Raw genomic sequence first — 25,922 nt, forward strand, 5'->3', positions numbered from 1 at the left:
TAATAGAGACCGGGTATGGTCGTCCTGAACGCCCTCCGTCAGACGCCGGGAACTCTCCGCAGAAATCTGGTGCTGTTCGTCCCAATTCTGGTCCTCTCGCTGTTCCAAGTGCCACAACTGGCGCTTCAGGCGGTGAATCCCCTCCTCAGCAGTATCGTCTCGCTTGGCCTGTCGCTCGTGTTGCTCGTCGTCATGCCGTTCTTCCAGGGCGGATTGATCGCAATGGCCGACGAAGCACTCGACGGGAAAACCGCGCTACGGACGTTCATAGACGCCGGCAAGGCCAACTACGTCTCGATTCTCGTCGCATACCTCGCTCTGATGGCGGTCAACTTCGTCCTCGGGATGGTCGCGTTTTTCGTCGGCGTGGTCGGTACCGTATTCGTCCTCGGAAGTGGAGGCCTCGCGTCGGCGAACGTCGCGACGCTTGCCGTCATCGGACTTGTCGTCGCCATCGTCGTTCTCCTGTACCTCATCGTCCTCTTTTTCCTCCAGTTCTACGGCCAGGCGATCGTCCTCGACGATATGGGAGCCGTCGACGGACTCAAACACAGCGTCTCGGTCGTTAGACAGCACATCGTCAGTACGCTGGGGTACTCGATTCTCGTCGGCGTTCTCGGTGGAGTGTTCGGCGGTATCGTTGGCGTGCTCTCGCTTCTCCTGTCACCGGAGTCAACGACGGCGTTCCATCTCCCAGAACTCTCCCTCCCGGTTCTGGCTGCCGTCGGCCTCCTTGCCCTCGTCGTAGGCGTGGTGTTCAGTGGCTTTTTCGCAGTGTATTCCGTGTCGTTCTATCGAGGGATTACCCAGTAAGCTACCGAATTTAATACTCTGAGAAGATATCATAGAATGGATGACGACGCGTTCTTCGAACAGCTACGGTCAATTTGCTCAGATGCTGTTGATGCGTACCGGAAGGAGTACCCGGACGCACCACCCCTAACCGATTCACTCCTACAGAGTTCCGATGGTCCTCTCGCAAGTGAGGCTGACCTTCACGAACGCTTTGATGAACTCACGCGATTTTACGACGACCTTCTCGATGTCGATTCCACACCGTACCGCGAGATGTGGCGTGAACATCTTGTGTACGACTGTTCGCGTAGGGAGCGTCTCGCACTTCTCACGAGCGATCTGCCGGCCTCATTAACGCTCGTGTTCATCGGCGGGCGATATTCCGCGCGGACGGGCAGAATCGGCGTGAGCCCAGGGCAACTCCCCGAGACGACGGCGTACACGTATTTAGCGTCGGAGTTGTGCCACGCGTATCAGCACCAGTTCGACTCGCCAACGTGGAAACACCCGTACCTGCAGGAAGGTTTCGAGCAGGCAGTGTCAGTCCGTACGCAAGCACATTTCGCCACTGAGCTACAGTACAATTTCTTGATTCATCTCGCGGAGAGACAGCATACGAAGACACTCTTGAAGGGCGTCCTTGCCCACGGAACGCGTCGAGGCGGGATCACACCGACGGCCGTTCGTGAACTCGGTGTTACCGACGAGGAGCTGGCTGCGCTTCGATCTCACCGTTTGTGGCGGCCTCTCGGATATCTTCGCCCGCGGTACTTGTGGAGTGATGTTGCATTCCTCCCCGAATACGCCCTTTTCGGCTCATTGCTCCTTGTGAGTGAGGCAGCGGACATCTCGGGTCCCTATGCCCGGGCGTTCCACGGCAACCACCCGTGGACATCAGTTATCGACGAAATCACTGCCTCAACACCCGGCTGGTTCTGGCGTCTCTATCATCAATAACAACCATCCTGACGCACGAAGGCGAGTCTTCAGCTAGCTTATCGACCTGTTCAAGGTCCTACTCCTAGGGATCAGCGGCTGTCCTCAATAGGTTTCATCGTGGCGTAATTCCGATGGGGACCATGGCGTGACTGATCGAGAAACCAATTACAGGAGAGCAATTATGCTCGACTCGCTCTGTTACTGTGGATACTGTTATCGGTATGGATTCCACTCGTAGACAGTTTCACCATCATCTGTCTCGGAGGCTTGATAATTGACTGAGTGGTCCCAGCCACCATGTCGCCAGAGCTGATCGAACGTCTTCCGCATCACATCCGGGACATCGACATCTGGATTGTCGATTTGGACGCGATTCAACCGTATCTCGTCCTTGGTGAAAGGTCGCACATTGCTGGGTGGTCGGTTTGATCCACTTGGTCGGGAAAGTGTGTACCCCTCGGCACCCAGTATGCTGACGTACACATAGTAGGGCGGGTAGATGTCTGCTTCGTCAAACGTCCCGAGAGCAGTGGGGACGAAGTTCGCTATGAGTCGATCAATAGACGTCCGGAGTTGGGGGTTGTCGCTGGGATACAGAGCTGTGAAGATACCTTCAGTCCACCCGTCCCGATGGATAGCAGTGTATCGCTCCCTCTCGGTGCCATCATGGAAGCGTCGATTATTTTCGGTGATCTTCACCTTCGGTCGTGTTACAGCGTATGCATCACGTTTTTCGAACTGAGGTGGGTGGGGGAGGTCGCCTGCATACCGGTCGTGATGGTCGTCAACGGCTTCCTGAGGAATGACATGGACGACAACCAAGGCAGGGTCCTCGACAATTGTCCCATCGGGAGCTTGTCGGCGCTTCACACGATCCAGCAAATCCTCATAGAGATCATCTACTTCTGACTCAATGTCTACGAACGGTCGATTGGGGTTGACACGGAGGTGTTCCCGGATCAGATCGTTGTTTTCACGATCGCCCACCAAGCTGTTCCGGATTTTCGAGAAGTCCCAAACCGTCGTAGGAATTCCCCATTCCTCGTGGAGCTCCTCTTCAACCCGATCCCGTTTGGTCGTACTGGGGTCTTGTGTTGTGGCGAAAATGTAGAAATCAAAGTCACGATCGAAGTTCTCAACAGCTGTTTCGATGTCGTCGTGGGCTTTCCCGACCCAATTGTCTTTCTGCACGGAGCAATGAAGGATCCCGTCTCGGTCACCATCCACGAGGAAGGCGTCGCGACCGCCATCGGGACCGCTTGTCCCCGTTGGATCCACTGTGTATCCTTCCCGCTCCAATAAATCGGTCGCGTCGCAAAGCGGTCTAGAGTTTGCCTCTGGTGCTCTCAATTGAGAGGTCACAGCTCATTGCTGTTTTGGTCGATCGCTGGAGCAGTTCGTCGAGGAACGACTGGTAGTGCTCTGGATCGGCGTACTTCACCAGCCGAAGCTGGAGTATCGCCTCTAACCCCTCCGTTGTCCAGCGCATCCACTGGTTCTTGCACCGCTTGCTGACTTCGCCCATCAGCCGTTCGACGGGGTTCGAGGTCCACGGCACCTCGAACCCCTCGACAGCCTGCTCGGCAAACGTCACGATCGACGGCAGCCACCGCTGTAGATACCCCGCAGCTTTCTCTGACCCGAACTGATCCAACTGCCACGCTGTCTTCTCGATACGCTCGGTCGTTCGCGCGATCCGCTCGCGGATCGCCGCGAACTCCTCGTTTGGACGGTGCTTGGCGACCGAATTCTTCAGATGGAACACCTCGTCGATCACCTCCGAGACGATCTCGTTCCGCCGATCCAAGGAGAACACGCCGTCGTCCCAGAGGTTGTAGTCCAGCGTTCGGCCGACGTGGACGAGATCAAGTTGATGATTACGGTTTTCGTCGGTAAATGCCGTGACGATACCCTCATCAGCGTCACTGACGACCGTCGCGTCGTCAGTGACTGCGTCCATGTCATCGAGTTTGGCGGCTGTCTCGTCCCAGTCAGCGTTGATCGAGAGATCCAGCAGAGAGCGTGATTCCTTGGCAGTATCTTCGCCGAGCGTGGCCTGGACGGAGTGGTACGCGCGGTCGTCGTCTTGGCTGTGACACTTCGTGCCGTCAGGAATAACGGCGTCAGCGTCTGTGTCAGCGACACAGTCTGGAAGGAACTGCTTGAGCTTGTTGCCGTACTCTTTGGCGCGACGATTGATGGTGGTCGGCGACGGCATCTTCGAGAGGATGCCGTCGCCGTGGTCAGCAGCGTCACGATAGCTGACCGAAGTAGCGAGATCGACGCTCTTGGCGGCGATGTCCTGCTGATAGCGGTTTTGCCCGTCGAAGCTGAGAACATCTTCGACGGGCCGGAAGTAGCTGGATTCGTCGTGGTCAGCGGCGGTGTCTTCGACGTAGTGAAGGTCGAATTCGTGCTCACCGGCGGTTGTGACGGCTGTGCGGGTGTCAGTACCGGCGCGTTGGAATCGCTGATCACCATTGCCGTGAGCGTGTTTCTCACCACAGAGCGCCTCGACGCGGCTCGCGTCGAGGCTCTCGACCATCGATTCGAGCAGTACAGATTCGACGTTCTGCTCGGTAACGAATTCGGCAAGCGTGGCGAGCGGTACCGTTTTGTCCTCGTCGATGCTAATCGTGAACCGCACGTCGATTGTGGCGTGCATGGGACACCTCTTGGGTGGACACCAGAGGCGTCCCGTTCCTCACGGGAGCCAGTTGCTACTGAACTCTAGAGGACTTTGCGACACGACCAGAATCTTAAGAAACTTGCTGAGGATGGAGAATATGAAGATGTGGCTACTGGCGACCTCCCATCCGGACAATATGCCGATATTGGTTCCCTTGATGGCCGTGATGTGTTAATCGTCGATACTGACAATATCCCTATTCGGACTATCACCGATAAAGCTAGATCGAACGATTCAGTAGAGGAATATTCCGATCTCATAGATACCTTCAAGCATCTGCACAAGGTCTCCGATGGCTTCCCGATTAAAGACTGGCGAGGCGTTTCGAAAGTGATGAACACAGAGGGTGGGATGATTGATGAGGTAATTGACCGGTTCCATGGTCGGGTTCACCCTCAGTTCCTCCCGGTTATTGAGGAAGCGTTAGTGCTTCGGGAAATGGATCGAGTTCGCGGGCTCAGCCAGGAGGAGGTATACGACATCCGGTCCGGCATCGGACAGCGCTATGCTGATCGTGGTCATGACCCGGAGGAAGCTCAGTACCTTGTGTCAATGTGTTCGATGGGTTATCTTGACAAGGGAAGTGTGTTTGATCAGATGTACTCTGACCTCGTGATTAATGGAAAAAAGACCGAAAATGAATACCGAGATACATTTAAAATGTATGTGAGTAACAACCCGTTTGCCGTCTTCGTGCGACCACAGGACAAGAGCGTTGCCGATCTAGTTGATGAAGCCACAGATAAGGCTGGCCAGATATTTGACTGGCCAGGGTCTCCAGAATTCGTTGATGTCTGTGCCAAGGGAGGTGCGCGCGCTCTCGCTCGTGACGCACGGGCTGAACTACAAAACGAGTTTGACGGTGAGATGGAAGTCACGCGGAATGATGAGTTAGAACAGTATATTCTGACTCTCCACCCCAACGTCACTATCCGATGAGCCGTCTGACTGATGGATTACGTCTGCTGGATGAGGAGGCAATTGCGCTGGCTTTTCTCCCGGTGATCAATTTCACATATATCGTCTGGCAGCTTCCTGATCCTGGATTGGCCTTGTACGGTGTAGCCGGTCTTGCTGCTCTGGTTAGCGCAGCCACCTATAATTCATACACATATATTGACTTTAGATCCTTTGAGTTTTCACAGTATGGTGAGTTTGAAACGAAAGAAGACGGAACGCCCTATAAGAAGCGAAAGGGAAATATTGTTGGAATACCGATATTGGCGGTTTGCAGCCTACTCACTATCTCTTGGGTAGCTCTACTCGGTTACAGTCTCTACCGTCTCTATTTGCTTGATAACGGGTCTATCTGGCCGATATCTCTCATTGCTATTTCTATACTCTTTGTGTGTATAGTTAGTACAGGAGTGATTTTCTCCTCGTATGAGGTGGACGGAGATGAGGATGACTCTCCGGATATTGACCGATTCGTAGATGAGCAGGCGGGTGTCGTAATCTACATTATCACTCCTTCTAGAAGTGTAGAGTCAGTTGTTGAAGTTATTCCTATTGACGAAACGGAATTAAATTTAGAAGCGAGTGTGAACGTAGACTCTAGTAGGGAGTCGATTAGTAAGTAGTCTATATCTTGTACGGCATTTCTAATAGACTTCTTATAAGTCATCGCTAGGAGAGGTCACTGAACAACCTGTACGGACCGCTCTCGCGAGTAGACCGGGGAGCGGTGGCCGGCGGCTCTCCCCGCTCGCGGCCGGCGGGGCGGTGTTCAGATAAGGATGAAGAGTGAGGCGGTACGTTTTCAAAGTGATCTATGCCCGAAAACGACCGCCTCGGTGGATGTTTGGACGAGATTGACTTAGCGTTTGTTGAACGCGAGGCGACACCGAAGCTGCTGATGAAGCTCAGTATTCAGCTGCATCTTGCTGGACTTTCGCTTTCGAATACTGTTTCGTTTCTAGAGGTATTCGGTGTCAATCGTGCTCGTTCGACCGTTCACAACTGGGTTCACAAGGCCGATCTACAGCCGGAGGCTGGTCGGTCACCGGATCACGTTGCGGTTGACGAAACCGTGATCCGGATCGACGGCGAGCAGTACTGGCTGTACGCCGCCGTCGATCCCGATTCGAACGAATTACTCCACACGAAGCTTAAACCGACGAGAACGAACGCTCTCGCCGAGATGTTCTTCGGTGAACTCCGCGAGAAACACGATGTCGACGATGCCGTGTTTCTCGTCGACGGCGCCACTCCGCTGAAAGAAGCCTGCGACTGACACGGCCTCGATTTCAGATACGAACGCCATGGAAATCGCAACAGCGTCGAACGTGTCTTTCGCGAGGTAAAACGCCGAACTAATTCGTTCTCAAACTGTTTCAGTCATGTCGATCCAGCAACCGCCGATGACTGGCTTAGCTCTTTCGCGTTCGCATGGAATCGGCTTATCTGAACACTGCCTCGCGGCCAGCCACAACGACTAACCCCGCCCCTCCCCATCCGCCGGTATGACCGACTACACCACCGTCTCGATCCCGAAGGACCTGGCCGACCGCGTCGACGAGACCATCGAGGGGACGAGCTTCTCCTCGACGAGCGACCTCGTTCGCTTTCTCCTGCGGAGCATCGTCATCCAGAACCAGCAGCAGGGCGAGCTGACCGAGGCGGAGTTCTCCGAGATCGCCGACCAGCTCGAAGACCTGGGCTATCTCGACTGAGCCGCCGGGCCGCCGCTGACTCCGCCTACTCGGGGAACTCCTCGGGCGGCTCGACGTCGAGTAGTTCGAGCGGCTGGCGCTCGCCGCCGCGGTCGAACACCGCGACCGACTCCTCGTCCCACGGCGGGACGGCGACGAAGATGAGTTCCTTGAAATCGTCGCGCTGGCGGACGCGCAACTCGCCGTTGGGGTGGGAGACGAATCGGCCCTGCGTCTGCCCGACGGGCGTCCCCATGTCGACGCCGAAGACGAAGTTGACCGACCCCGCCGAGTCGGGATAGTAGAAGTGCGTGAACACGGGTGTCTCGGGGGGCAGATCCGCGCCGAGTAACTCCTCGGCGGGCGTCACCGACAGCGAGATCGTCACCGGGTCCGGGTCGGACTCCCGTGCGAACCTGAGACAGGACTCGACCAGTCCGCGCGTCGCGTAGACCACGGCGGGTTATTCGCGGCACCCGGCAAAACTCCGTCGTTCGCGCGCCTCGTCGCGCCGGTGGCTCTCGACGCCGTGACGGTGGTGGCTCAAAACAGGAACTCCCGCGCGGTCTTGGCGTACAGCCGCGGCGTCCGCTTGCGCGACCCGGCGAGCGCGTCCGCCAGCGCCTCGGCCGCACCCTCCATGACGCCCTCGCCGTGGCCGACCAGGATCCGCTCGGGGGAGTAGCGACCGAGCGCCTTCGGCGGTTTGAGCCGGAGCGCCGGATGGACGCCGAGGCGCTCGTCGCTCGTGCGCATGTACGACGACGTGCCGACCGCTTCGGCGACGACCAGCGTCTTCGAGTCCTCGTCGTAGAGAAAGCCCTCTTTCCAGACCGGGTTGTCCACGAGTTTGTGGAGGTCGTAGCCGCTGTCGGCCAGACTCCGCCGGATCGGCTCGACCGGTGCCGTCAGGTCCGAGCGCACGTCGTCCATCCACTCGGGGACGTAGACGGGGACCTCGTAGCGGCGGGCGAGTGCCTCCGCGTCGCGCTTGTGTCGGTCGAGCAGGAGGACGATCCCGCGGACGGTGCCGTGCTCGGCGAGGGCGTCGTCCAGCCCGTCGATGTCGATGGGGTCGACGAGCCACACGTCGCCGTCGGAGACCAGGGCGTGGCTCACCCGCTGCATCGCCTCCTCTGGGTGGGCGAGCCAACTGATGCCGCCGTCCCACCGGTTGATCTCGCGCCACGACGTCGACCGTCCGGAGCCTTTCATCGTCATACCCCGGTGTTGGCACGCCGGCTACATAAGCGACGACGCTCACGAGTTGGGCGCCTCCCACCGGTTCGCCGCGGCTGGGGGTCAGTCCAGCCGGCTCGCGTCGATGCCGACGCCCGGCGGCGTCACGACGAGAAAGCCGCGGAACTGCATGAGGTCGCCGTCGATCTCGCGCACGCCGCCGGCGAACCCCGCGGCCAGTTCGTTCACGTCCCCCTCGATGGAGAGCACGAGCGTCCCGCCGTCCTCGACGATCTCGACCCACTCCTCGTCGGGGGTGGAGCCGTCGAGCACGCCCAGCACGACCCGCCCGCCCCCGTCGTCGCCCTCCTCCTCGTCGTCAAGCTCCTCCTCGACCGTCTGGAGGTCGAGGTCGATCTCGCCCATACCCGCCCCCTCGCGGTCGACCGAGAAAAAGGTGTGTCCGACGGGTGGCGTCGGTCGTGATGAGAACGGTCGGGGACGCAAAGGTCGCGCAGTCGTCCGCCGAAATCAGACTCGGACAATTGACGAACTCGAAGTCTCCCGCCACACCATCAACCGCTACAAAACCGCCTTCGCAGACATGACCCCCACAGAAAGACTAACCCTCATCTCCTCTCTCACACAAGAAAAACTCCTCAACAAAGCAAATGGAGGAGAACAATAGTGGCTTACGAACGGCCAAGCACAGATTTTGGATAGGAATGATGAGGAAGGTCAACCGACTGAAGGCCTAAGAAGTGTATATACGGACTGGAGGGACTCATTATCAGGTAACGGAGTAGGATTCAACAGCGATACCTCATTGAGTAGTATAAACAGTGAGGTAACAAGATAGTGAAATATAGGGGAGAAGAGTTTTAAGCTGCTTCAGTCTCTAAGATGGCCTTTGCATCGTCAAATTGGCCATTTTTGTCCCCCCATATTTGGTTAACTGTTGCTCTCTCCACACCTTCAATAGTCCATGGATTATCTACAGTACCCCCTATCACATAGTTTTCATCTTTGTCTGATACCATTTCATTAAGCATTTTAGAATGGGACTTAATTTTCTCGAATGTATCAGAATCAGTTTCTTCATAATTATTCCAGAACCTTATCTTATCAGTTAGATCAATAATATAATCATTAGTAACTGATACATTAATATCATTGAATAAACCTCTGCCTGGTTCAGGGTTCTGCTCACTCTGTATTGAATCACTCCAACCTGTAGCTACACTTCTAAGCACAGAAGCAGCATACTTCTTAGCAACACCAAACCCAATTTCATTAAACCCTTCCGCTACCTCCCTCTCCTCGCTTCTATATTCGTCTGCAAATCTTAGTGGGTGATACCATTCGTCGGAGGCAGAGTGTTCCATGTCGAGGTAGTCTGATTCTTCTATTCGTGGGTGGAAGGTATCATTATTTGTCACTGGGGTATCATGTGATTCTACCAGTAGCATTTCGTTGTTGGTTTTGTCGTATGCTAGGCCGTTTCCGTGTGTAGATGCTGGGGCTTCCGGTAGATTGACTTCCCAGAACTGTGATTCTATGTCTGTGTGGTCGTCTATTCCTTTCTGAAGTACTGCTGCATACATCTGGTCTTCATCGGAGCGAGGTCCGGGACCTGGATAACGGAGTTGGAATTCGAAGAGGTATGGGTGAAGCCAGTCTAATGCTTCGGATAGTGTATCTGCATTAGAAAATTTATCGTAGTTAAATTCTCCTTTATCCCCACTGATAGTGCCATCCCCATCATTCTGCACATTATTATTGGGGTACTGATTTGTACGCGGATTTTCCATCGCTTCTCTTGCACGATTTTCTGCCTCTTCGAGTGGGCCGATGCTTTCTACGAAGTCGATGGCTTCTTGTGGGTTTCCGGCGACGCCTCCGTCTCCTTGGTACGGGTAGTCGTTGTCGTGGTGCCATTCCCATGCAGCCAAATCAATTTCTTTGTCGTAGTGTTCTACGCCGTCCGGTGTATCGTACTGGTTGAGTACCGGCGAGTCTGTTATCTCTGTCTGTCCGACTTGTTCTTCGAAGTAGTCTTCCCCATACTGGTTTTTGGCTTCGTCTCTGAGGTCTTCGTTTTTCTCATGCACCCAGTTTACTAGATGTGTTTCCGGTGTCTGTTTGGCTATTCCCACTGGATCCGACTGGATTTGAGTGTCGTCTTCGGTCACTCCCGAGACAGAGATCCGATTCTCGCCTGCGTTCAGCTGAGCCGGATTCACCGAGACCGTGACCTCTGCATCGTTGTCCACTTCGATCTCCCGTAGAACCGACTCGTCGGTGCGAAGTTGGAGTTGCTGGACCTGTTCCCCGCTCACCGTCCCGGGAACGGTCACCGCTACCTGATACGAATCGATGGTGTCGTCCGCTTCCCAGATCGGCGGTAACGAGATCCGCCCGGAATCCGATTCGCCCGGTGTCTCCACCTGAAATTCGATCTGGACTGGTGTGTTCGGCGGTGTCCCGGTCGGTGTCTCCGCGTCCGTCTCGCTCGGGGTCGCCGTCGGTCGTTCAGTAGGGGTGTCCTGGCCGGAATCCGTCGATCGGGTGTCGTTCCCCAGGTTCTGACACCCCGCGACAGATCCGACCCCAGCCAGCGAAAGCGCAGCGAGGAAGCGTCGCCGCTCCCAGCCCTCGGTCATACCTCGTGTTGTACGCGACAATCGACAAGAAAGTGGCTATCAGCGCCATCGACCTGAGAGCGTAGCCGTTCGAACGGACGGAAGGGTTTTGTAAACTACAGGTATTATATTCCTTGTAGCGTTAGATCCGATTATGGGTACCGAGTCTGAAGAGGATATAAAGAGCGGTCTGTCCAAGCGGGAAGCTCTCGCTCTGACTCGGTTAGCCGGTCGGAACGAGACCATCGTGACGATCGACGACATCGAATCGGTGCTCGGTTGCTCCCGTACCGCGGCGAAGAAGATCGCCAGCAATCTCGAAGACAAGAAGTGGTTGGACCGACTGAAACGGGGCACCTATCTGATCGTCCCGCTCGCTGCGGGAGAACGCGGCGAGTACACCGAACACGAGTACGTCATCGCCTCGCATCTCGCGGAGCCGATGTATCTCTCCTACTGGACCGCGCTGAACTACCACGGACTGACGGAGCAGGTCCCGACGACCGTCTTCGCGGCCACGACCGGCCGAGTCCCCGACCGGGAGATCCACGGCGTCACGTACCGGTTCGTCACCGTCACCGACGGGAAGTTCTTCGGCCACGAACCCGTCTCGATCCGCTCTCAGACGGTCGATGTCGCCGCCAGGGAGAAGGCGCTGGTCGACTGCGCCGACCACCCGGAACACTGCGGCGGGATCGTGGAACTCGCGAAGGCGCTGGACGGCGCCGCCGACCTCGATACCGAACGCCTGGTCGACTACGTGCTGAGACTGGGCAACGGCGCAGCGGTCAAGCGGATCGTCTACCTCGCCGATACGCTCGGTGTCGAACTCCCGCAGCGGGACGAACTGGAAGCGGGGTTTACCAGCGGGTATTCGAAACTCGATCCCACGAGAGGCGACGACGGGACACACAGCAGCGAGTATCGGTTACTGCTGAACGTCTCGACGGACGAAATCGAGACCGCGGGAGGTCGGTTCCGATGATCTCCGAGGCGCGTGTCCGCACACTGGCGCGGCAGGACGGCGTCACCGCTGGGTTGGCCGAGAAGAACTACGTCAACTCGTGGATCCTCTACGCGCTTTACAGGTCGGACATCGATGGACTGGTGTTCAAGGGCGGAACCGCACTGAGCAAGCTGTACTTCCCGGAACTGTGGCGGTTCTCCGAAGATCTCGATTTCACCGCTACCGAGGACATCTCCGACCTCCCTAGCCGTCTGGAGACCGCGATAAACGGTATCGAGGGTCGGTCGGGGATCCGATTCGAGATAACGAGCTATCACGAGGCAGGAACTCCGGTCGAATACCTCCAGGTGAAGATCCAGTACGACGCCGTGCTCGGACAGCGAAATACGACGGATCTCGACATCACGTTCGCCGAGCCGCTGGCGTTCCAGCCGGTCGAACACACCCACCGCTTCGAAGATGTCCCGGAGTTCCAACTGTCGGCGTACAGCGTCGAAGAGATCTTCGTCGAGAAACTGCGGAGCATCTACCAGAGAGCCCGAGCGAGGGACTACTACGACCTCTACCGGCTGATGGAACACCACGAATTCGAATCAGACGTGATCGCAGACGCTCTGCGGACGAAAGCGAGCAGTCAGGATGTCGAACTTCGATTGGATACTGGGATTCCGGACGGAGATCGGGAAGCCGTAGAAGCGTACTGGGACCGAGCACTCGACCGACTCGTAACCGAGAAACCGGAGTTCGATCGAGTGGTCGAGCAGGTCGATACGTATCTGAAACGTCTCTCGGACCGATAAGACCCGCTGTCCCACGAATAGTACGCTGTACCCACGCAATGTGTGATTTGTCGGAACCGACACGCTCGACGAGCCGTTCCTAGCGGACGATATCGAGGACCGCCGGACTCAAACCACCGCGGCGGCAATCCCGACTATGAGCGACACCGACGACTGGGCCGAGCGCCTGCGAGCGAACCGCGCCGAGAAAGACGAGTTCCTCGACGAACACCCCCAATCGCCGATCCCGCCGGAGGACCGCGACGGCTTCGACGGGCTGGAGTACTTCGACCCCGACCCCGAGTACCGCGTCGACGCGACGGTGACCGTCCACGACCAGCCCGACCCCGTCGAGATGGAGACCTCCGACGGCCGGACCGTGCGCTACGAGCGGGTGGTCACCTTCGCGTTCGACCTCGGCGGCGAGTCGTTCGACCTCCACGGCTACAAACAGGAGCCGGGCGACGAGGCCATCTTCGTCCCGTTCCGCGACAAGACGACCGGCCAGCAGACCTACGACGGCGGCCGCTACATGGAGCTGGAGACCGAGCGCGACCTCGAAGACGGCGACGAGGTGACGATCGACTTCAATCTCGCCTACTCGCCGTTCTGCGCGTTCAGCGACACCTTCTCCTGTCCGTACCCGCCCGAAGAGAACTGGCTGGAGACGACGGTCGAAGCGGGCGAACGCCACGAGCAGAACTGATCCGTCGGCGGATGGCCGCGGATCGCTGGTACGCTTATCGGGGTGCGGTCCGTACCTCCGTCAGTGCTCTCTGACACGCTCGGCGTGCATCACGTGTCGGTCGTCGCGGGCGATCCCACGGAGAACCGACGGTTCTACGCGGAGACGCTGGGACTGCGCTTTCTCCTGCGGACGGTGAACTTCGAGGAGCCGTTCGTCTATCACCTGTACTACGGCGACGAGCGCGGCACTCCCGGCTCGGTGCTCACGTTTTTCACCTACCCGCGTGAGGACTCCGGTCGGATCGGCAAGCCCGACATCACGACGGCGGCGTTGCGCGTTCCCGCCGACTCGATGGACTTCTGGTACGACCGACTCGCCGAGCGCGACGTGACCGTCGACCGGACCGAGCGGTTCGGCGAGCCCGTCCTGGCGTTCGCGGACCCCGATGGCACGTCGCTGGAACTCGTCGGCGTCGCCGAGAGCGAGACCGGACCCACCGACCTCGACGAGCGCGCGGACCGCCCCTGGACCGACGGCTCGTCGGAGGGCAAGGTCCCCGCCGAACGGGCGATCCGAGGCGTTCGCGGCGTGTCCGTGCGGTCGGCGGACCCGTACGTCACGGCGAGTCTGCTCGACACCTTCGGGTTCGAGATCGTCGCCGAACGCGACGACGCGGTCCGCTACCGGCTGCCGGGCGGGCGCGAGTCGACGGTCGACCTGCTGACGGACGACGCCGAGTACGGCAAGGAGGGGCGCGGGTCGATCCACCACGTCGCCCTGAGCGTCGAGAGCGGCGAGCAGCTCCGGGAGTGGCGCGCGTTGCTCGACGAGCGTGACTTCGACGTGTCGCGGGTGAAGGATCGGCACTTCTTCGAGTCGCTGTACGTCCGCGACGGCGGCGGCGTCCTGTTCGAACTCGCGACCGAGCGCCCCGGACTCGGTGTCGCCGATAGGGAGCCCGACCCGGGCGGCGACCTCGTGCTCCCGCCCTGGCTGGAAGAGGACCGCGAGATGATCGCGGGGCAACTGCCGCCGTTCGACGACGGGTGAGCCCGTCGCGGGGTCAGCTCCGACCGCTCACCGCTCGGCCGCCCGGCGACCCGGTCAGGCCTCGTGCGCGGCGGTCGACAGCTCGGGGAGATTCGGTTCGATCTCGGCGCGGCGGTCTTCGAGCCACTCGGGGAGGACGAGGTGCTCGCCGAGCTCGTCGACGCTCTCGTCGACGGTGTAGCCGGGCGATTTGGTGGCGAACTCGAACAGGACGCCGCCGGCGGTCCGGGCGTAGATCGACTTGAACCACTTCCGGTCGATGATCTGCGTCGGGCGGAGCCCGCGCTCGACGAGGGCGTCGTGCCACTGGGCCTGCTCGGCGTCGGAGACCTGGAAGGCGACGTGGTGGACCGTTCCGGTGCCCGACTCGCCCCGCGGGGCCTCCGGGTCTTCGAGCACGTCGACGACGGCGCCCAGGTCGCCGCCGGCGCGGAACCGCTGGCGGTGGTTCTCGCTTTTGGTCGGCTGGAACCCCATCGTCTTGAGCAGGTTCCCCGTCCCGCTGGCGGTCGCCAGCGAGAGGGCCACGCCGAAGAAGCCGCGGATGGCGTGCTGGTCCGGGACGGGGCCGTCTGGCGGGTCGCCCTCGGGCGCGTCCGCCCGAGCGACGAGCTCCATCGGGAGGCCGTCGGGGTCCTCGAAGGGGATCACGGTGTCGCCGAACCGCTCGCGTGGCGGGTCGTGGCCGACGCCCTCCGATTCGAGTCGGTCGGTCCAGTACTCGACGGAGCCGGCGGGGATCAGGAACTGGACGGCCGTCACCTGCCCCGTACCGACGCGGCCGGGCTGGGCGTCCGTGTAGGGGAAGTACGTCATGCTCGTTCCGGGCGTCCCGCTCCGGTCGCCGTAGAAGAGGTGATACACCGACACGTCGTCCTGGTTGACGCTGCGTTTCACCAGTCGCAACCCCAGCGCTTCGGTGAAAAACCGGTAGTTACGACCGGGGTCGTTCGCGATGGCCGTCACGTGGTGGATCCCGGGGATGTCTGCTGGCATTGGGCCCGGTTCGACGGCGACCCCGATACCCCCTCTGCCGGCACACTCAACCCCCGGACTCTCCCGCACGAACTCCGAGAGGGAGCCCGTTCACCGATCCGAACGCCCGCCGGTTTCACCTGCCAGGAGGGCCTCGGCCAGGTCACCTACCGCCGCGAGTTCGGCGTCCGTGATCCCGTGGTCGTCGCCGGGCTCGATCCGCGTCCGCACGTCCCCGCCGAGCGCCTCGAAGACGGCCGCCGTCTCGCGGACGCGTTCGACCGGGACCCGCGGGTCGCCCTCGTGACCGCCGACGAGCACCGGCGTCTCGTCGAGGCTGCCGTCGTAGTCGCCGACCTCGGGACCCATCAGCCCGCCGCTCGACAGGACGACGCCGCCGTACCTGCGGGGGTTCCGCGCGGCGAACTCCGCGACGACGCAGGCGCCCTGGGAGATCCCGAGGACGACAACGCGCTCCCGCGGGACGCCCGCCTCGCGGACCGTCGCGACGGCGTCGGCGACCGCTTCGAGGGCCGCGGAGAACTCCGGTTCGTTGGCCTCGTGGGGTGCGAGAAACGAGCCGGGGAACCACCGGTTGCGCCGCGCCGCCGGCGCGACCAGCGCGAGGCCGTGGCGGTAGCACTCGTCGGCCAGTGCGACCATCCCGTCGGCGCTCCCGCCGCGGCCGTGGACGAGGACGACCGCCGCTCCGGCGACCGACAGGGGGGCGCCGGCGGTGACGAGCGGTCGGTCCCGGTGTGAGCCAGCCATCTCAGTCCCCCCGTCGCGCGGTCGTCGACGGTCCCGCAGGTGCGACCCCCATTCGTCGTCCGGTACGGGTTGAGACGACTTGAATCCCGCTTTCTCGCCGGTCGCTCACGTTTGCGACGGGCCCCGGCAGCACCGGCCGGCTCCTCGCCCCTTTTCCGTCCGAACTCCCTAGTCGAGACACTCGTGCCCGACAGCTACGCGATCGACGACGACTGGAACGCACTGTACGTCGACGGCGAGTGGACGGCCGCCGAGAGCGACGAAACGCTCGCCGTCGAGGACCCGTCGACGCGCGAGCGGGTCGCGACGGTTCCGGCCGCCGTCGAGGCCGACGTGGACGCCGCCTACGAGGCGGCCGCCGCGGCACAGTCCGAGTGGGCCGACGCGCCGCCCGCGCGCCGCGCTGAAGTGATCCAGAACGCCATCGAGGCGCTCCAGGCCCACAGCGACGAGATCACCGAACTACTCGCCCACGAGGCCGGCGGCTCGGCGATCATGGGCGAGACTTCGGTCCAGATCGCCACCGACCAAGCCGGCGAGGCGGCGACGCTGCCCCGGCGGACGAAAGGCGACCACGCCGCCTCGAACGTTCCCGGCAAGGAGCACGTCGTCAAGCGACTTCCCCGGGGGGTCGTCACGGTCATCTCGCCGTGGAACTTCCCGCTCAACCTCTCGATGCGCGCCGTCGCGCCGGCGCTGGCGACCGGCAACGCCGTCGTCCTCAAGCCCGCGACGAACACCCCGATCACCGGCGGGCTGCTGTTCGCCAAACTGTTCGAGGAGGCCGGCCTGCCCGCGGGCGTCCTCAACGTCGTCACCGGCAGCGGCTCGGACATCGGCGACCGCGTCGCCGGCCACCCCGAGAGCGACGTGGTCGCCTTCACCGGATCGACGGAGGTCGGCCGCCACGTCGCCGCCACCGCCGGCGAGAACCTCGCCGAGCAGTCGATGGAGCTGGGCGGCAACAACGCCCACGTCGTCACCGCCGACGCCGACATCGACCGCGCCGTCGACAGCGCCACCTTCGGCTCGTTCGTCCACCAGGGCCAGGTCTGCATCTCGATCAACCGCCACGTCGTCCACGAGGATGTCTACGACGAGTACGTCGCCGCGCTGGTCGACCGCGCGGAGTCGCTCGCGGTCGGCAGCGCCCACGAGGACGACACTATCGTCGGCCCGATCGTCGACGAGTCCCAGCGCGACGAGATGCTCGACTACGTCGAGCGGACCGTCGACGCCGGCGCCACGCTGGAGACCGGCGGCGAGACCCGCGACTACGACGGCGTCGACGACTCTCTCGTGGTCGAACCCACCGTCCTCTCGGACGTGACCAACGACATGCCCGCCGCGTGCAACGAGCACTTCGGCCCCATCGCGCCGGTCATCCCCTTCTCCGACGTCGACGAAGCCGTCGAAATCGCCAACGACACCGAGTACGGGCTGGCGGGCTCGGTCCACGCCGGTGACCTCGGCGTGGGGATGGACATCGCCGACCGGATGGAGACCGGGCAGGTCCACATCAACGACCAGCCGATCAACGACGAGGCCCACGTCACCTTCAGCGGGACCGAAGCCTCGGGCGTCGGCGGCTACAACGACGGCGCCATCCTCGAACAGCTGACCGAGACGAAGTGGATCTCGATCCAGCGCGAGCCCCGCGAGTACCCGTTCTGAGCGGGGCCAGTACCTCGGGCGGCGCCCGCCGTTCAGTCGGCGGCCTGCCCGCCGTCGACGGGGAGCGTCGTCCCGGTGATGTAGGAGGCGTCGGACGAGCAGAGGAAGGCGACGGCGCCGGCCATCTCCTCGGGGTCGGCGATCCGGTCCATCGGCACGTCACGCATCGCGGAGGTGTCGAAGTCAGCCCGAAGCGTCCGGAGGATCATCCGGACCGTCCCCACGACCGAGCGAATTCGATCGAGTATCGACGACCCGCTCGAATCACCGACGATCCCCGACTGGATGTTCGTCTTCGTCGGCCCGGGCGCGATGGCGTTGACGCGGATATCGCGCTCGGCGTACTCCAGCGCGACCGACTTCGTCAGGCCGACGACGCCGTGCTTGCTGGCCGAGTAGCTGGAGAGCCCGCCCATGCCCACGAGGCCGGCCTCCGAGGCGGTGTTGACGATGGCGCCGCCGCCCGTGCGCTCCATCGCGGGGAGTTCGCCCTTCATGCACGCCCAGATCCCCTTCATGTTGATGTCGACGATCCGGTCCCAGTTGGCCTCGCTGATGCCCGTCGTCTCCACGAAGTCGGTGAGGATACCCGCGTTGTTGTGCGCGAAGTCGAGGCGCCCGTAGGTGTCGACGGTGGCGTCGACCATCCGCTCGACCGACGCCGTATCGGACACGTCGACCTCCACGAACGTCGCGTCGCCGCCGGCGTCCTCGATCAGGGCGACCGTCTCGCGGCCGCCCTCGACGTCGATATCGGCGACCACGACGTTCGCGCCCTCTTCGGCGAATCGAAGTGCCGATGCACGTCCGATGCCCGATCCCGCTCCAGTGACGAGTGCCGTTTTTCCGGCCAAGCCGTTCATGTTTCAGGGATTTTGTCGGGCAGTGAGGAAAGTGTATGCCTTCACCGGGTGGATTCTTCTGTGTGAACCGTGATATTGGTCCGAGTTCCCGCGGGTGTCGCCGCAGGCTGTGGGAACGTCAATACCGCTAGCTGCCCACTGCAGTGGACGCAGGAGTTCGACAGCATGGTGCGTATTCCTGCTGTTCCATGAGAGCAATGAAGTGGTTGACGTGCTCGCTAGAAGTCGTCAATCGCGATCAATCTCATCATTAGGGAGTAGAGCGCCACTGGCCGCACTGAGCTGAACAGACGGTAACACAAGATTCCATGGAGCCAAGATTTCTTATCCCCGTCCACTATTGTTGATGTCGGACGGGCTGCACCTAAAGTCCATACAAATTAGACAAGATCCCTACGATATGTTTGTTTGACTACAATAAAGGAGGAACCAGAAGAGTTACTAATCTCCCCTACTTCAGTCTAGTGAAAATAGAGTATGGCCCAGAATAATCTCTCTGAGCGCTGGGAAGAGTACTATTCTACAGCAATTCAGAAAGGGCTGAAAGCTGCACTTGAAGATTCGTCCATAGAAAAATCATTTGATGAGATTGAAGACGGCCACATCAAGTTGGACAAACTGATGTATATTGCGATGGCTGAACGTGGACTCCATGAAGAGATGCAGCACAGTTGGCATCGATACGGTGGTGACTTGGGAACCCTTGTTCCAAGTACTCATACCGTTGAACCAGCACCATTGGATAATCTACCAGCGACTGAACGGCCCGTTAGCCCATCAGATCAACAATCGAAAGATAATATTTGGGATGAACAAGACTATCGTGAGTTCTTCAAAGATGTATCTATTGGAGCACTTGACTCTCTCGAAGCCATTCTGAATACCGACAAGACCACTCTTCTTAGAGAGTTTTACACAGAATACAGCGGAGATATTGAGAACTGGGTTGATTTGTACTTAATTAATGTCCGCGTCCAAGAAGTTCTCCATCTGTACAAAGATAGCGAGAGTTTAAACAATTTTGATCAGGAATCATATTTAGACTTCGTAGACACGCTAGAAGCTTTTGAAGCTGAAATGTATAGCCATCAAGAGCTGTCTCCAACCGGTCTTAGCGAATACGATCTGAGTCTATCCAAAGATGAGAATCCGGCAGATCTGCTGTCCGACTTCCTTGAGCTTATAGACGATATCTATTTCACGATATCTCAGCGTGATATGGATCAATTCAGAGGGGATCTCTCGTATCAGCTCAGTATGGTTGAGGAGTTTTACCATGATCGGGCGTGGAATATTGTAACCAAAATTATATCTATGAACACAATGCACGGCCCCAATCAAGAGGCACTCTTGGAAGGCTCCATCTCAGATTTTGAAAGACTAATATCTGGATATTCTATCCGTATGGAGCGTATCGAATCTGAGTGCCGTGCAATTGAACTCTTGCCTAAGGAACAAGATAATCACAACCTGAGAGAGGAGTCGGTGAACTCTAAGAGTGGTCATCAGCTCCCAACGAGAGAAGAGTTCAGGCAGGCCTTGGAAGGTAAATAAACGGACTAGTATTAGATGAGTACTGAGACTGGCCGGCCACGATACGTAATCTATCTGAATGAGGCTTGTGAGCAATTAGATGACCTTGATAACTCTCTCGAAAGGCGAATCAGGAAGCAGAGTGAAGAATTTCTTCATGTCTGGAATGCCAGTGATGTCTTCAACAAGAGTGTAACAGATGACGTTGATTATATAAAGAAAGATCGAGGAGAAACTCGAGCATTTGGCACGTATATTGCATTGAATGGCTACCATATTCTGCTTGTGCTTACTGTATTTAAAGAAGATGTTAAAAACGATTATTGGCTACAAAATGCAATCTATCAATCAAGAGCCGAAGACTATCAGGAAGAATTAGAAGATGTAAGCCAAGACGGCCCCTTAGACACATACATCGAAAATCTCAGAAATAATGACGATTACATTGTTGTGGGCCCAAGAGAATAGCTTGACTATGAAGCTAAATTAAGTATACTAACCGATGTGCGGAGATAGATCTCCTACTTGAGGGGGACTTAGCTCTCCAAATCAAATATCCATTCTATTGTCTAACTATTTATGCCAGATTATTCGTCCTGTGCCTGGACCCGGCTCCAAATCCCCTAAGACTAATTCCGTGCCACGCGCTACCGCACGAACGCACCGAGCGGAGCCTTTATGTCCTCCGAGAGAACAGCATAGAGTACAATGTCCAATACTGAGGGCACGTCGGCTTCGCCGGCGGATCGAGTTCTTCCAGGGTACTTTAAATAGTACCTCGGAAGTTCACGAGGCACGTATTTTCGACACCACGCTCCGCGACGGGGAGCAGTCACCACGCACGTCGTTCTCCTACGAAGACAAACGGGAGATAGCGGCGGTGCTGGACGACATGGGGACCCACGTCATCGAGGCGGGCTTCCCGGTCAACTCCGACGCGGAATTCGAGGCCGTCCGCGACATCGCGGAATCGACCTCGACGACGACCTGCGGGTTAGCTCGGGTCGTCGAGAAAGACGTCGAAGCGGCACTGGACTCCGGCGTGGAGCTGGTTCACGTGTTCGTCTCGACGAGCGACGTACAGCTCGAAGACTCCATGCACGCCACCCGCGAGCAGGCCGTCGAGCGCGCCGTCCAGTCGGTCGAGCGCGTCAAAGAGGCGGGCGTCGACTGCATGTTCTCGCCGATGGACGCCACCCGAACGGACGAGGCGTTCCTGATGGAGGTCGTCGACGCCGTCAGCGAGGCGGGCACCGACTGGATCAACATCCCGGACACCTGCGGGGTGGCGACGCCCGGCCGGTTCCGCGACATGATCGCGAAGGTCGTCGACCGCACCGACGCGGACATCGACGTACACACGCACGACGACTTCGGGCTGGCGGCGGCCAACGCGCTGTCGGGCTTCGAGGCGGGCGCATCGCAGGCGCAGGTCTCGGTCAACGGCATCGGCGAGCGCGCGGGCAACGCGGCCTACGAGGAGGTCGTGATGGCCCTGGAGTCGCTGTACGATGTCGATACCGGGATCGACACGACGCGGATCACCGAGATCTCCCGGATCATCGAGGGCAAGAGCGACATTCCGGTGCCGGCGAACAAGCCGGTCGTCGGCCGCAACGCCTTCTCCCACGAGAGCGGGATCCACGCGGCCGGCGTCATCGAGAACTCCGACACGTTCGAGCCGGGGGTCATGACCCCGGAGATGGTCGGGGCCTCGCGCGAGCTCGTCCTGGGCAAGCACACCGGGCAGCATTCCGTCAGGGAGCGGCTGATCGACGCGGACTACGAGCCCACCGACGACGAGGTACGCGAGATCACCCGACGCGTCAAGGAGTTCGGCGCGGACGACAACCGCGTCACCATGGAGGTCCTGGAGGAGTTCGCCCAGGACGTCGGCGTCGACCGCGAGGTCGAAAACGAGGAGGTCCGGGCGTAGGACGATGCCCGCCTCCACGGCCGCCGAGCGCACACAGCGAGAGCTACCGTCACGGCGAGTCGCGCGACCGGTGTCGCGACGGTCGAACGGTGCGGGCGCGCGCCGGACACGGAAAATTTATTGCCGCCGGTGTGTACAACTCCGTAGTGATGACACCGACCGCTGGCGCCGGGGCTGCCGAACTCGCGTCCAGCGGCGCGCTTCGCGTCCGTATCGTAGGGGCCCCCTAGCCCCCTCATCTACAGCAGTTCATTCTCGGCGGACGCATCGATTCGACGCACAGCGGATACGACGACCACACAACACATGAGCGAGCAAACACCAGTGTCGCCACCGGAGGGCGAACGGACGGACACCGAGGAACAGACGACGGAGACAGCGGCGACGGAGGCCGCCGAGGGCGCGAAGACGACCAACGACACCGTCTCGACGGGGGCGGAGTCGGTCGTCGCGGGGCTCGAACAGGCCGGCGCGGAGACGCTCTTTGGCGTGCAGGGCGGGGCGATCATGCCCGTCTACGACGCGCTGTACGACTCCGAGGAACTGACCCACGTCACGATGGCCCACGAGCAGGGCGCCTCCCACGCGGCGGACGCCTACGGCATCGTCTCGGGGAAACCGGGCGTCTGCCTGGCGACCTCCGGGCCGGGCGCGACCAACCTCGTGACCGGCCTCGCGGACGCGAACATGGACTCGGACCCGGTCATCGCGCTGACGGGCCAGGTGCCGACGAACTTCGTCGGGAACGACGCGTTTCAAGAGACCGACACCGTCGGCGTGACCCAGCCGGTCACCAAGCACAGCTACTTCGCCGCGGACGCGGACACGGTCGGCACCGAGGTCGGCGAGGCGTTCGCGCTGGCCGACGAGGGTCGCCAGGGGCCGACGCTGGTCGACCTCCCGAAGGACGTGACCCAGGGCGAGACCGACGCGTTCCCCGGCGAACCGGAGACGCCGGACACCTACAACCCGCCGACTGAGGCCGAACCCGAGGCGGTCGACGCGGCGGCCGGCGCGCTCGCCGACGCGGAGCGCCCGGTCATCCTCGCGGGCGGCGGCGTCATCAAGGCCGACGCCAGCGACGAACTCCGGCAGTTCGCCACCGAGTACGAGATCCCGGTCATCACGACGATGCCCGGTATCGGCTCGTTCCCGGAGGACCACGAGCTGAGCCTGGAGTGGGCCGGCATGCACGGCACCGGCTACGCCAACATGGCGATCACCAACACCGACTGCATGCTCGCCATCGGGACGCGCTTCGACGACCGGCTGACCGGCGGTGTCGAGACGTTCGCGCCGGACGCCGAGCTGATCCACGTGGACATCGACCCCGCCGAGATCAGTAAAAATATCCAGGCGGACCACCCGCTGATCGGCGACGCGAAGCAGGTCCTGCGCCAGCTCGACGACGCGATGGCGGTCGCGTACGAGGCGACCGATAGCTCGCCCGAGGCCTACGCCGAGTGGCGCGAGCGGTGCCAGGCCTGGAAGGACGAGTACGAGATGGAGTACGACATGCCCGAGGACGAGCCGCTCAAACCCCAGTACGTCGTCGAGCGGTACTCCGAGCTGGCCGACGACGACGCCATCGTCACGACCGGCGTCGGCCAACACCAGATGTGGGCCAGCCAGTTCTGGACGTTCACCGAGCCACGGACCTGGGTCTCCAGTCACGGGCTGGGCACGATGGGCTACGGCGTCCCGTCGGCCATCGGCGCGAAGATCGCCGCGCCCGACCAGGAGGTCGTCTGCTTCGACGGCGACGGATCCTTCCTGATGACGGTGCAGGAACTCTCGGTCGCGGTCCGCGAGGACCTGGATATCACGTACGTCGTCCTGAACAACGAGGCGGTCGGGATGGTCCGCCAGTGGCAGGACGGTTTCTACGAGGGTCGGCGGATGGCCTCGGAGTACCCGTGGATCCCGCAGTTCGACATGCTCGCCGAGGCGTTCGGCGCTCGGGGTTTCCGCCTGGAGGACCCCGAGGAGGTCGACGAGGTCATCGAGAAGGCGCGCAACTACGACGGTCCGGCGGTGGTCGACGCGATCATCGACCCCGCGGAGAACGTCTACCCGATGGTCCCCAGCGGCGGGGACAACGGACTGTTCGCACTGAACGGCGACCAACTGGGTGACCTCTGAGATGACGCAAGGCATGGACGGCCCCCATCCCGACGAACGGATGCGACCGGCGGGCCGACGGAACTCGCAAGGTATTCGTATCGACCCGGAAGCCGAGGCGACCCACCAGCCGCGCAAGGCGGTGCTGTCGACGCTGGTGAACCACGAGCCCGGCGTCCTCGCGGAGGTCTCCGGACTCTTCAGCCGCCGGCAGTTCAACATCGAGAGCCTGACCGTGGGCGCCACGGACGACCCGGAGGTCGCCCGGATGACGATCGTCATCGAGGAGCCCGAGCCCGGCGTCGACCAGGCGAAAAAACAGCTGGAGAAGCTCGTGCCGGTCATCTCGGTTGAGGAGCTCGAACCCGAGGCCGTCCAGCGCGAGCTGATCCTCGTGAAGGTCGGCGGCGAGAAGCCCGACGACGTGAACGCGGTCGCGGACATGTACGACGGGTCGGTCGTCGACGCCTCGCCCGAGGCTATCACGGTGGAGATCACGGGTAGCCAGCAGAAGATCGAGGCCGCGGTCGAGGCGTTCGACCAGTTCGACGTGCAGGAGGTCGTCCGCACGGGCGCCGCGGCGGTCGAGCGCGGCGACGAGACGCTCGAAGACACCCGACGGAAAGCGGAGACGATATCAGAGACGGGCGAGACGCCTCAGACAGCTACAGATGACTGACGACTTCACCGTACCCGTCTACGACGACGGCGACGCCGACGCATCGCACATCGAGGACAAGACCGTGGCCATCCTGGGTTACGGCAGCCAGGGCCACGCGCAGGCCCAGAACCTCGCCGACAGCGGCGTCGACGTGGTCGTCGGCCTCCGCGAGGGGTCGAGTTCGCGCGACGAGGCCGAAGCGGACGGCCTCCGCGTCGCGGTGCCGGACGACGCCGTCGCCGAGGCGGACATCACCGTGATGCTCGTCCCGGACACCGTCCAGCCGGCGGTCTTCGAGGCGGTGAAGGACGGCCTGGAGGAGGGCGACACGCTGCAGTTCGCCCACGGGTTCAACGTCCACTACGGCCAGATCGAGCCGCCGGAGGGCGTCGACGTGACGATGGTCGCCCCCAAGAGCCCCGGTCACCTCGTCCGCCGCACCTACAAGCGCGGCGAGGGCACGCCGGGCCTGATCGCCATCGAGCAGGACGCGACCGGGGCAGCCAAGGAACAGTCGCTCGCCTACGCCCAGGCCATCGGCTGCGCCCGCGCGGGCGTCATCGAGACGAGCTTCAAGGAGGAGGTCGAGACCGACCTCTTCGGCGAGCAGGCCGTCCTCTGTGGCGGCGTGACCGAGATGGTCAAGGCCGGCTTCGAGACGCTGGTCGACGCGGGCTACGCGCCGGAGATGGCCTACTTCGAGTGTCTCAACGAGCTGAAGCTGATTGTCGACCTCATGTACGAGGGCGGCCACATGGGCATGTGGAACTCCGTCTCGGACACCGCCGAGTACGGCGGGCTCACCCGCGGCGAGGAGATAATCGACCGCGACGGCTTCGACGAGATCCTCGAAGGGGTCCAGAACGGGGAGTTCGCCCGCGAGTGGATCAACGAGAACCAGGCCCACCGGCCGGCCTACAAGCAGTACCGCGACGCCGAACAGAACCACCAGATCGAGGAAGTCGGCGGGCGCCTGCGCGAGCTGTTCGCGTGGGCCGACGAGGAGTGA

25 protein-coding genes and 1 pseudogene are annotated in these 25,922 nt (G+C 60.8%); 17 read left to right on the top strand and 9 right to left on the bottom strand.

Annotated features, from left to right (window positions below; all coding sequences use genetic code 11):
* Nucleotides 1-15 precede the first annotated feature (15 nt).
* Together HZS55_RS14755 and HZS55_RS14760 are read left to right on the top strand one after the other, a co-directional pair.
* A complete protein-coding gene (locus tag HZS55_RS14755) occupies nt 16-813 on the top strand; it encodes a DUF7847 domain-containing protein (RefSeq protein WP_179908354.1) in 798 nt (265 codons plus the stop codon).
* 36 nt (nt 814-849) lie between these two features.
* A complete protein-coding gene (locus tag HZS55_RS14760) occupies nt 850-1,752 on the top strand; it encodes a hypothetical protein (RefSeq protein WP_179908355.1) in 903 nt (300 codons plus the stop codon).
* A gap of 195 nt (nt 1,753-1,947) precedes the next feature.
* On the opposite strand, the gene HZS55_RS14765 is transcribed toward HZS55_RS14760, so the two are convergent.
* A complete protein-coding gene (locus HZS55_RS14765; protein WP_218927230.1) occupies nt 1,948-3,033 on the bottom strand; it encodes a hypothetical protein in 1,086 nt (361 codons plus the stop codon).
* Between the two features lie 25 nt (nt 3,034-3,058).
* Nucleotides 3,059-4,399: an ISH6 family transposase gene (locus tag HZS55_RS14770; protein ID WP_179908185.1), complete on the bottom strand. Its 1,341-nt coding sequence runs from the start codon at nt 4,397-4,399 to the stop codon at nt 3,059-3,061.
* 129 nt (nt 4,400-4,528) lie between these two features.
* On the opposite strand from HZS55_RS14770, the gene HZS55_RS14775 reads away from it, so the two are divergent.
* The 4 genes and pseudogenes from HZS55_RS14775 (at nt 4,529) to HZS55_RS14790 (ending at nt 7,095) form a co-directional block, all read left to right on the top strand.
* Nucleotides 4,529-5,362: a hypothetical protein gene (locus HZS55_RS14775; RefSeq protein WP_179908357.1), complete on the top strand. Its 834-nt coding sequence runs from the start codon at nt 4,529-4,531 to the stop codon at nt 5,360-5,362.
* Nucleotides 5,359-6,003, top strand: a complete 645-nt coding sequence (locus HZS55_RS14780; RefSeq protein ID WP_179908358.1) for a hypothetical protein — start codon at nt 5,359-5,361, stop codon at nt 6,001-6,003. The genes HZS55_RS14775 and HZS55_RS14780 overlap by 4 nt, the downstream gene beginning before the upstream one ends.
* A 191-nt stretch (nt 6,004-6,194) precedes the next feature.
* Nucleotides 6,195-6,830, top strand: a pseudogene (locus HZS55_RS14785) (IS6 family transposase).
* Between the two features lie 55 nt (nt 6,831-6,885).
* A complete protein-coding gene (locus HZS55_RS14790; protein ID WP_179908359.1) occupies nt 6,886-7,095 on the top strand; it encodes a ribbon-helix-helix domain-containing protein in 210 nt (69 codons plus the stop codon).
* A gap of 25 nt (nt 7,096-7,120) precedes the next feature.
* On the opposite strand, the gene HZS55_RS14795 is transcribed toward HZS55_RS14790, so the two are convergent.
* From HZS55_RS14795 to HZS55_RS14810, 4 genes are all read right to left on the bottom strand, one after another.
* Complete coding sequence (locus tag HZS55_RS14795; RefSeq protein WP_179908360.1) at nt 7,121-7,531, bottom strand: MPN domain-containing protein; 411 nt, start codon at nt 7,529-7,531, stop codon at nt 7,121-7,123.
* 86 nt (nt 7,532-7,617) lie between these two features.
* Nucleotides 7,618-8,295 (bottom strand): hypothetical protein, encoded by a 678-nt coding sequence (locus HZS55_RS14800; RefSeq protein WP_179908361.1) that lies wholly within the window; start codon nt 8,293-8,295, stop codon nt 7,618-7,620.
* 81 nt (nt 8,296-8,376) lie between these two features.
* Complete coding sequence (locus HZS55_RS14805) at nt 8,377-8,679, bottom strand: DUF5779 family protein (RefSeq protein WP_179908362.1); 303 nt, start codon at nt 8,677-8,679, stop codon at nt 8,377-8,379.
* Between the two features lie 455 nt (nt 8,680-9,134).
* A complete protein-coding gene (locus tag HZS55_RS14810; protein ID WP_179908363.1) occupies nt 9,135-10,916 on the bottom strand; it encodes a hypothetical protein in 1,782 nt (593 codons plus the stop codon).
* A 133-nt stretch (nt 10,917-11,049) separates the two neighbouring features.
* Between HZS55_RS14810 and HZS55_RS14815 the strand changes: the two genes are divergently transcribed.
* The 4 genes from HZS55_RS14815 to HZS55_RS14830 all read left to right on the top strand — a co-directional run bounded on the left by HZS55_RS14815 (nt 11,050) and on the right by HZS55_RS14830 (nt 14,379).
* Nucleotides 11,050-11,880: a type IV toxin-antitoxin system AbiEi family antitoxin domain-containing protein gene (locus tag HZS55_RS14815; RefSeq protein WP_179908364.1), complete on the top strand. Its 831-nt coding sequence runs from the start codon at nt 11,050-11,052 to the stop codon at nt 11,878-11,880.
* The gene (locus HZS55_RS14820) at nt 11,877-12,662 is read left to right on the top strand and encodes a nucleotidyl transferase AbiEii/AbiGii toxin family protein (protein ID WP_179908365.1); all 786 of its coding nucleotides are present in this window, start codon (nt 11,877-11,879) and stop codon (nt 12,660-12,662) included. Before HZS55_RS14815 ends, HZS55_RS14820 begins: the two co-directional genes overlap by 4 nt.
* Before the next feature lie 136 nt (nt 12,663-12,798).
* A complete protein-coding gene (locus HZS55_RS14825) occupies nt 12,799-13,347 on the top strand; it encodes a DUF1684 domain-containing protein (protein WP_179908366.1) in 549 nt (182 codons plus the stop codon).
* 63 nt (nt 13,348-13,410) lie between these two features.
* Entirely contained in the window at nt 13,411-14,379 is a 969-nt protein-coding gene (locus HZS55_RS14830) for a VOC family protein (RefSeq protein WP_179908367.1), read from the top strand.
* A gap of 54 nt (nt 14,380-14,433) precedes the next feature.
* Here the strand turns inward: HZS55_RS14830 and HZS55_RS14835 are convergent, their stop codons facing one another.
* Both HZS55_RS14835 and HZS55_RS14840 read right to left on the bottom strand, forming a co-directional pair.
* Nucleotides 14,434-15,375 (bottom strand): VOC family protein, encoded by a 942-nt coding sequence (locus HZS55_RS14835; protein WP_179908368.1) that lies wholly within the window; start codon nt 15,373-15,375, stop codon nt 14,434-14,436.
* A gap of 90 nt (nt 15,376-15,465) precedes the next feature.
* Nucleotides 15,466-16,125 carry an alpha/beta hydrolase gene (locus tag HZS55_RS14840; RefSeq protein WP_179908369.1) on the bottom strand — a complete coding sequence of 220 codons (660 nt, stop codon included), beginning with the start codon at nt 16,123-16,125 and terminating at the stop codon, nt 15,466-15,468.
* Between the two features lie 183 nt (nt 16,126-16,308).
* Between HZS55_RS14840 and HZS55_RS14845 the strand changes: the two genes are divergently transcribed.
* Nucleotides 16,309-17,799 (top strand): aldehyde dehydrogenase family protein, encoded by a 1,491-nt coding sequence (locus HZS55_RS14845; RefSeq protein WP_179908370.1) that lies wholly within the window; start codon nt 16,309-16,311, stop codon nt 17,797-17,799.
* A 32-nt stretch (nt 17,800-17,831) separates the two neighbouring features.
* On the opposite strand, the gene HZS55_RS14850 is transcribed toward HZS55_RS14845, so the two are convergent.
* Nucleotides 17,832-18,662: an SDR family NAD(P)-dependent oxidoreductase gene (locus HZS55_RS14850; protein ID WP_179908371.1), complete on the bottom strand. Its 831-nt coding sequence runs from the start codon at nt 18,660-18,662 to the stop codon at nt 17,832-17,834.
* A gap of 477 nt (nt 18,663-19,139) precedes the next feature.
* Between HZS55_RS14850 and HZS55_RS14855 the strand changes: the two genes are divergently transcribed.
* The 6 genes from HZS55_RS14855 to ilvC all read left to right on the top strand — a co-directional run bounded on the left by HZS55_RS14855 (nt 19,140) and on the right by ilvC (nt 25,922).
* The gene (locus HZS55_RS14855) at nt 19,140-20,216 is read left to right on the top strand and encodes a hypothetical protein (RefSeq protein WP_179908372.1); all 1,077 of its coding nucleotides are present in this window, start codon (nt 19,140-19,142) and stop codon (nt 20,214-20,216) included.
* Nucleotides 20,217-20,231: 15 nt separating this feature from the next.
* Complete coding sequence (locus HZS55_RS14860) at nt 20,232-20,663, top strand: hypothetical protein (protein ID WP_179908373.1); 432 nt, start codon at nt 20,232-20,234, stop codon at nt 20,661-20,663.
* Nucleotides 20,664-20,910: 247 nt separating this feature from the next.
* Nucleotides 20,911-22,131, top strand: a complete 1,221-nt coding sequence (locus HZS55_RS14865) for a LeuA family protein (protein WP_179911888.1) — start codon at nt 20,911-20,913, stop codon at nt 22,129-22,131.
* A 306-nt stretch (nt 22,132-22,437) separates the two neighbouring features.
* Complete coding sequence (ilvB, locus tag HZS55_RS14870; RefSeq protein WP_179908374.1) at nt 22,438-24,273, top strand: biosynthetic-type acetolactate synthase large subunit; 1,836 nt, start codon at nt 22,438-22,440, stop codon at nt 24,271-24,273.
* Between the two features lies 1 nt (nt 24,274).
* On the top strand, nt 24,275-24,931 hold the full coding sequence (gene ilvN, locus HZS55_RS14875) for an acetolactate synthase small subunit (RefSeq protein WP_179908375.1): 657 nt from the start codon (nt 24,275-24,277) through the stop codon (nt 24,929-24,931).
* Entirely contained in the window at nt 24,924-25,922 is a 999-nt protein-coding gene (gene ilvC, locus HZS55_RS14880; protein ID WP_179908376.1) for a ketol-acid reductoisomerase, read from the top strand. Before ilvN ends, ilvC begins: the two co-directional genes overlap by 8 nt.

It is taken from the genome of Halosimplex rubrum (genome assembly GCF_013415885.1).
Classification (GTDB): domain Archaea; phylum Halobacteriota; class Halobacteria; order Halobacteriales; family Haloarculaceae; genus Halosimplex; species Halosimplex rubrum.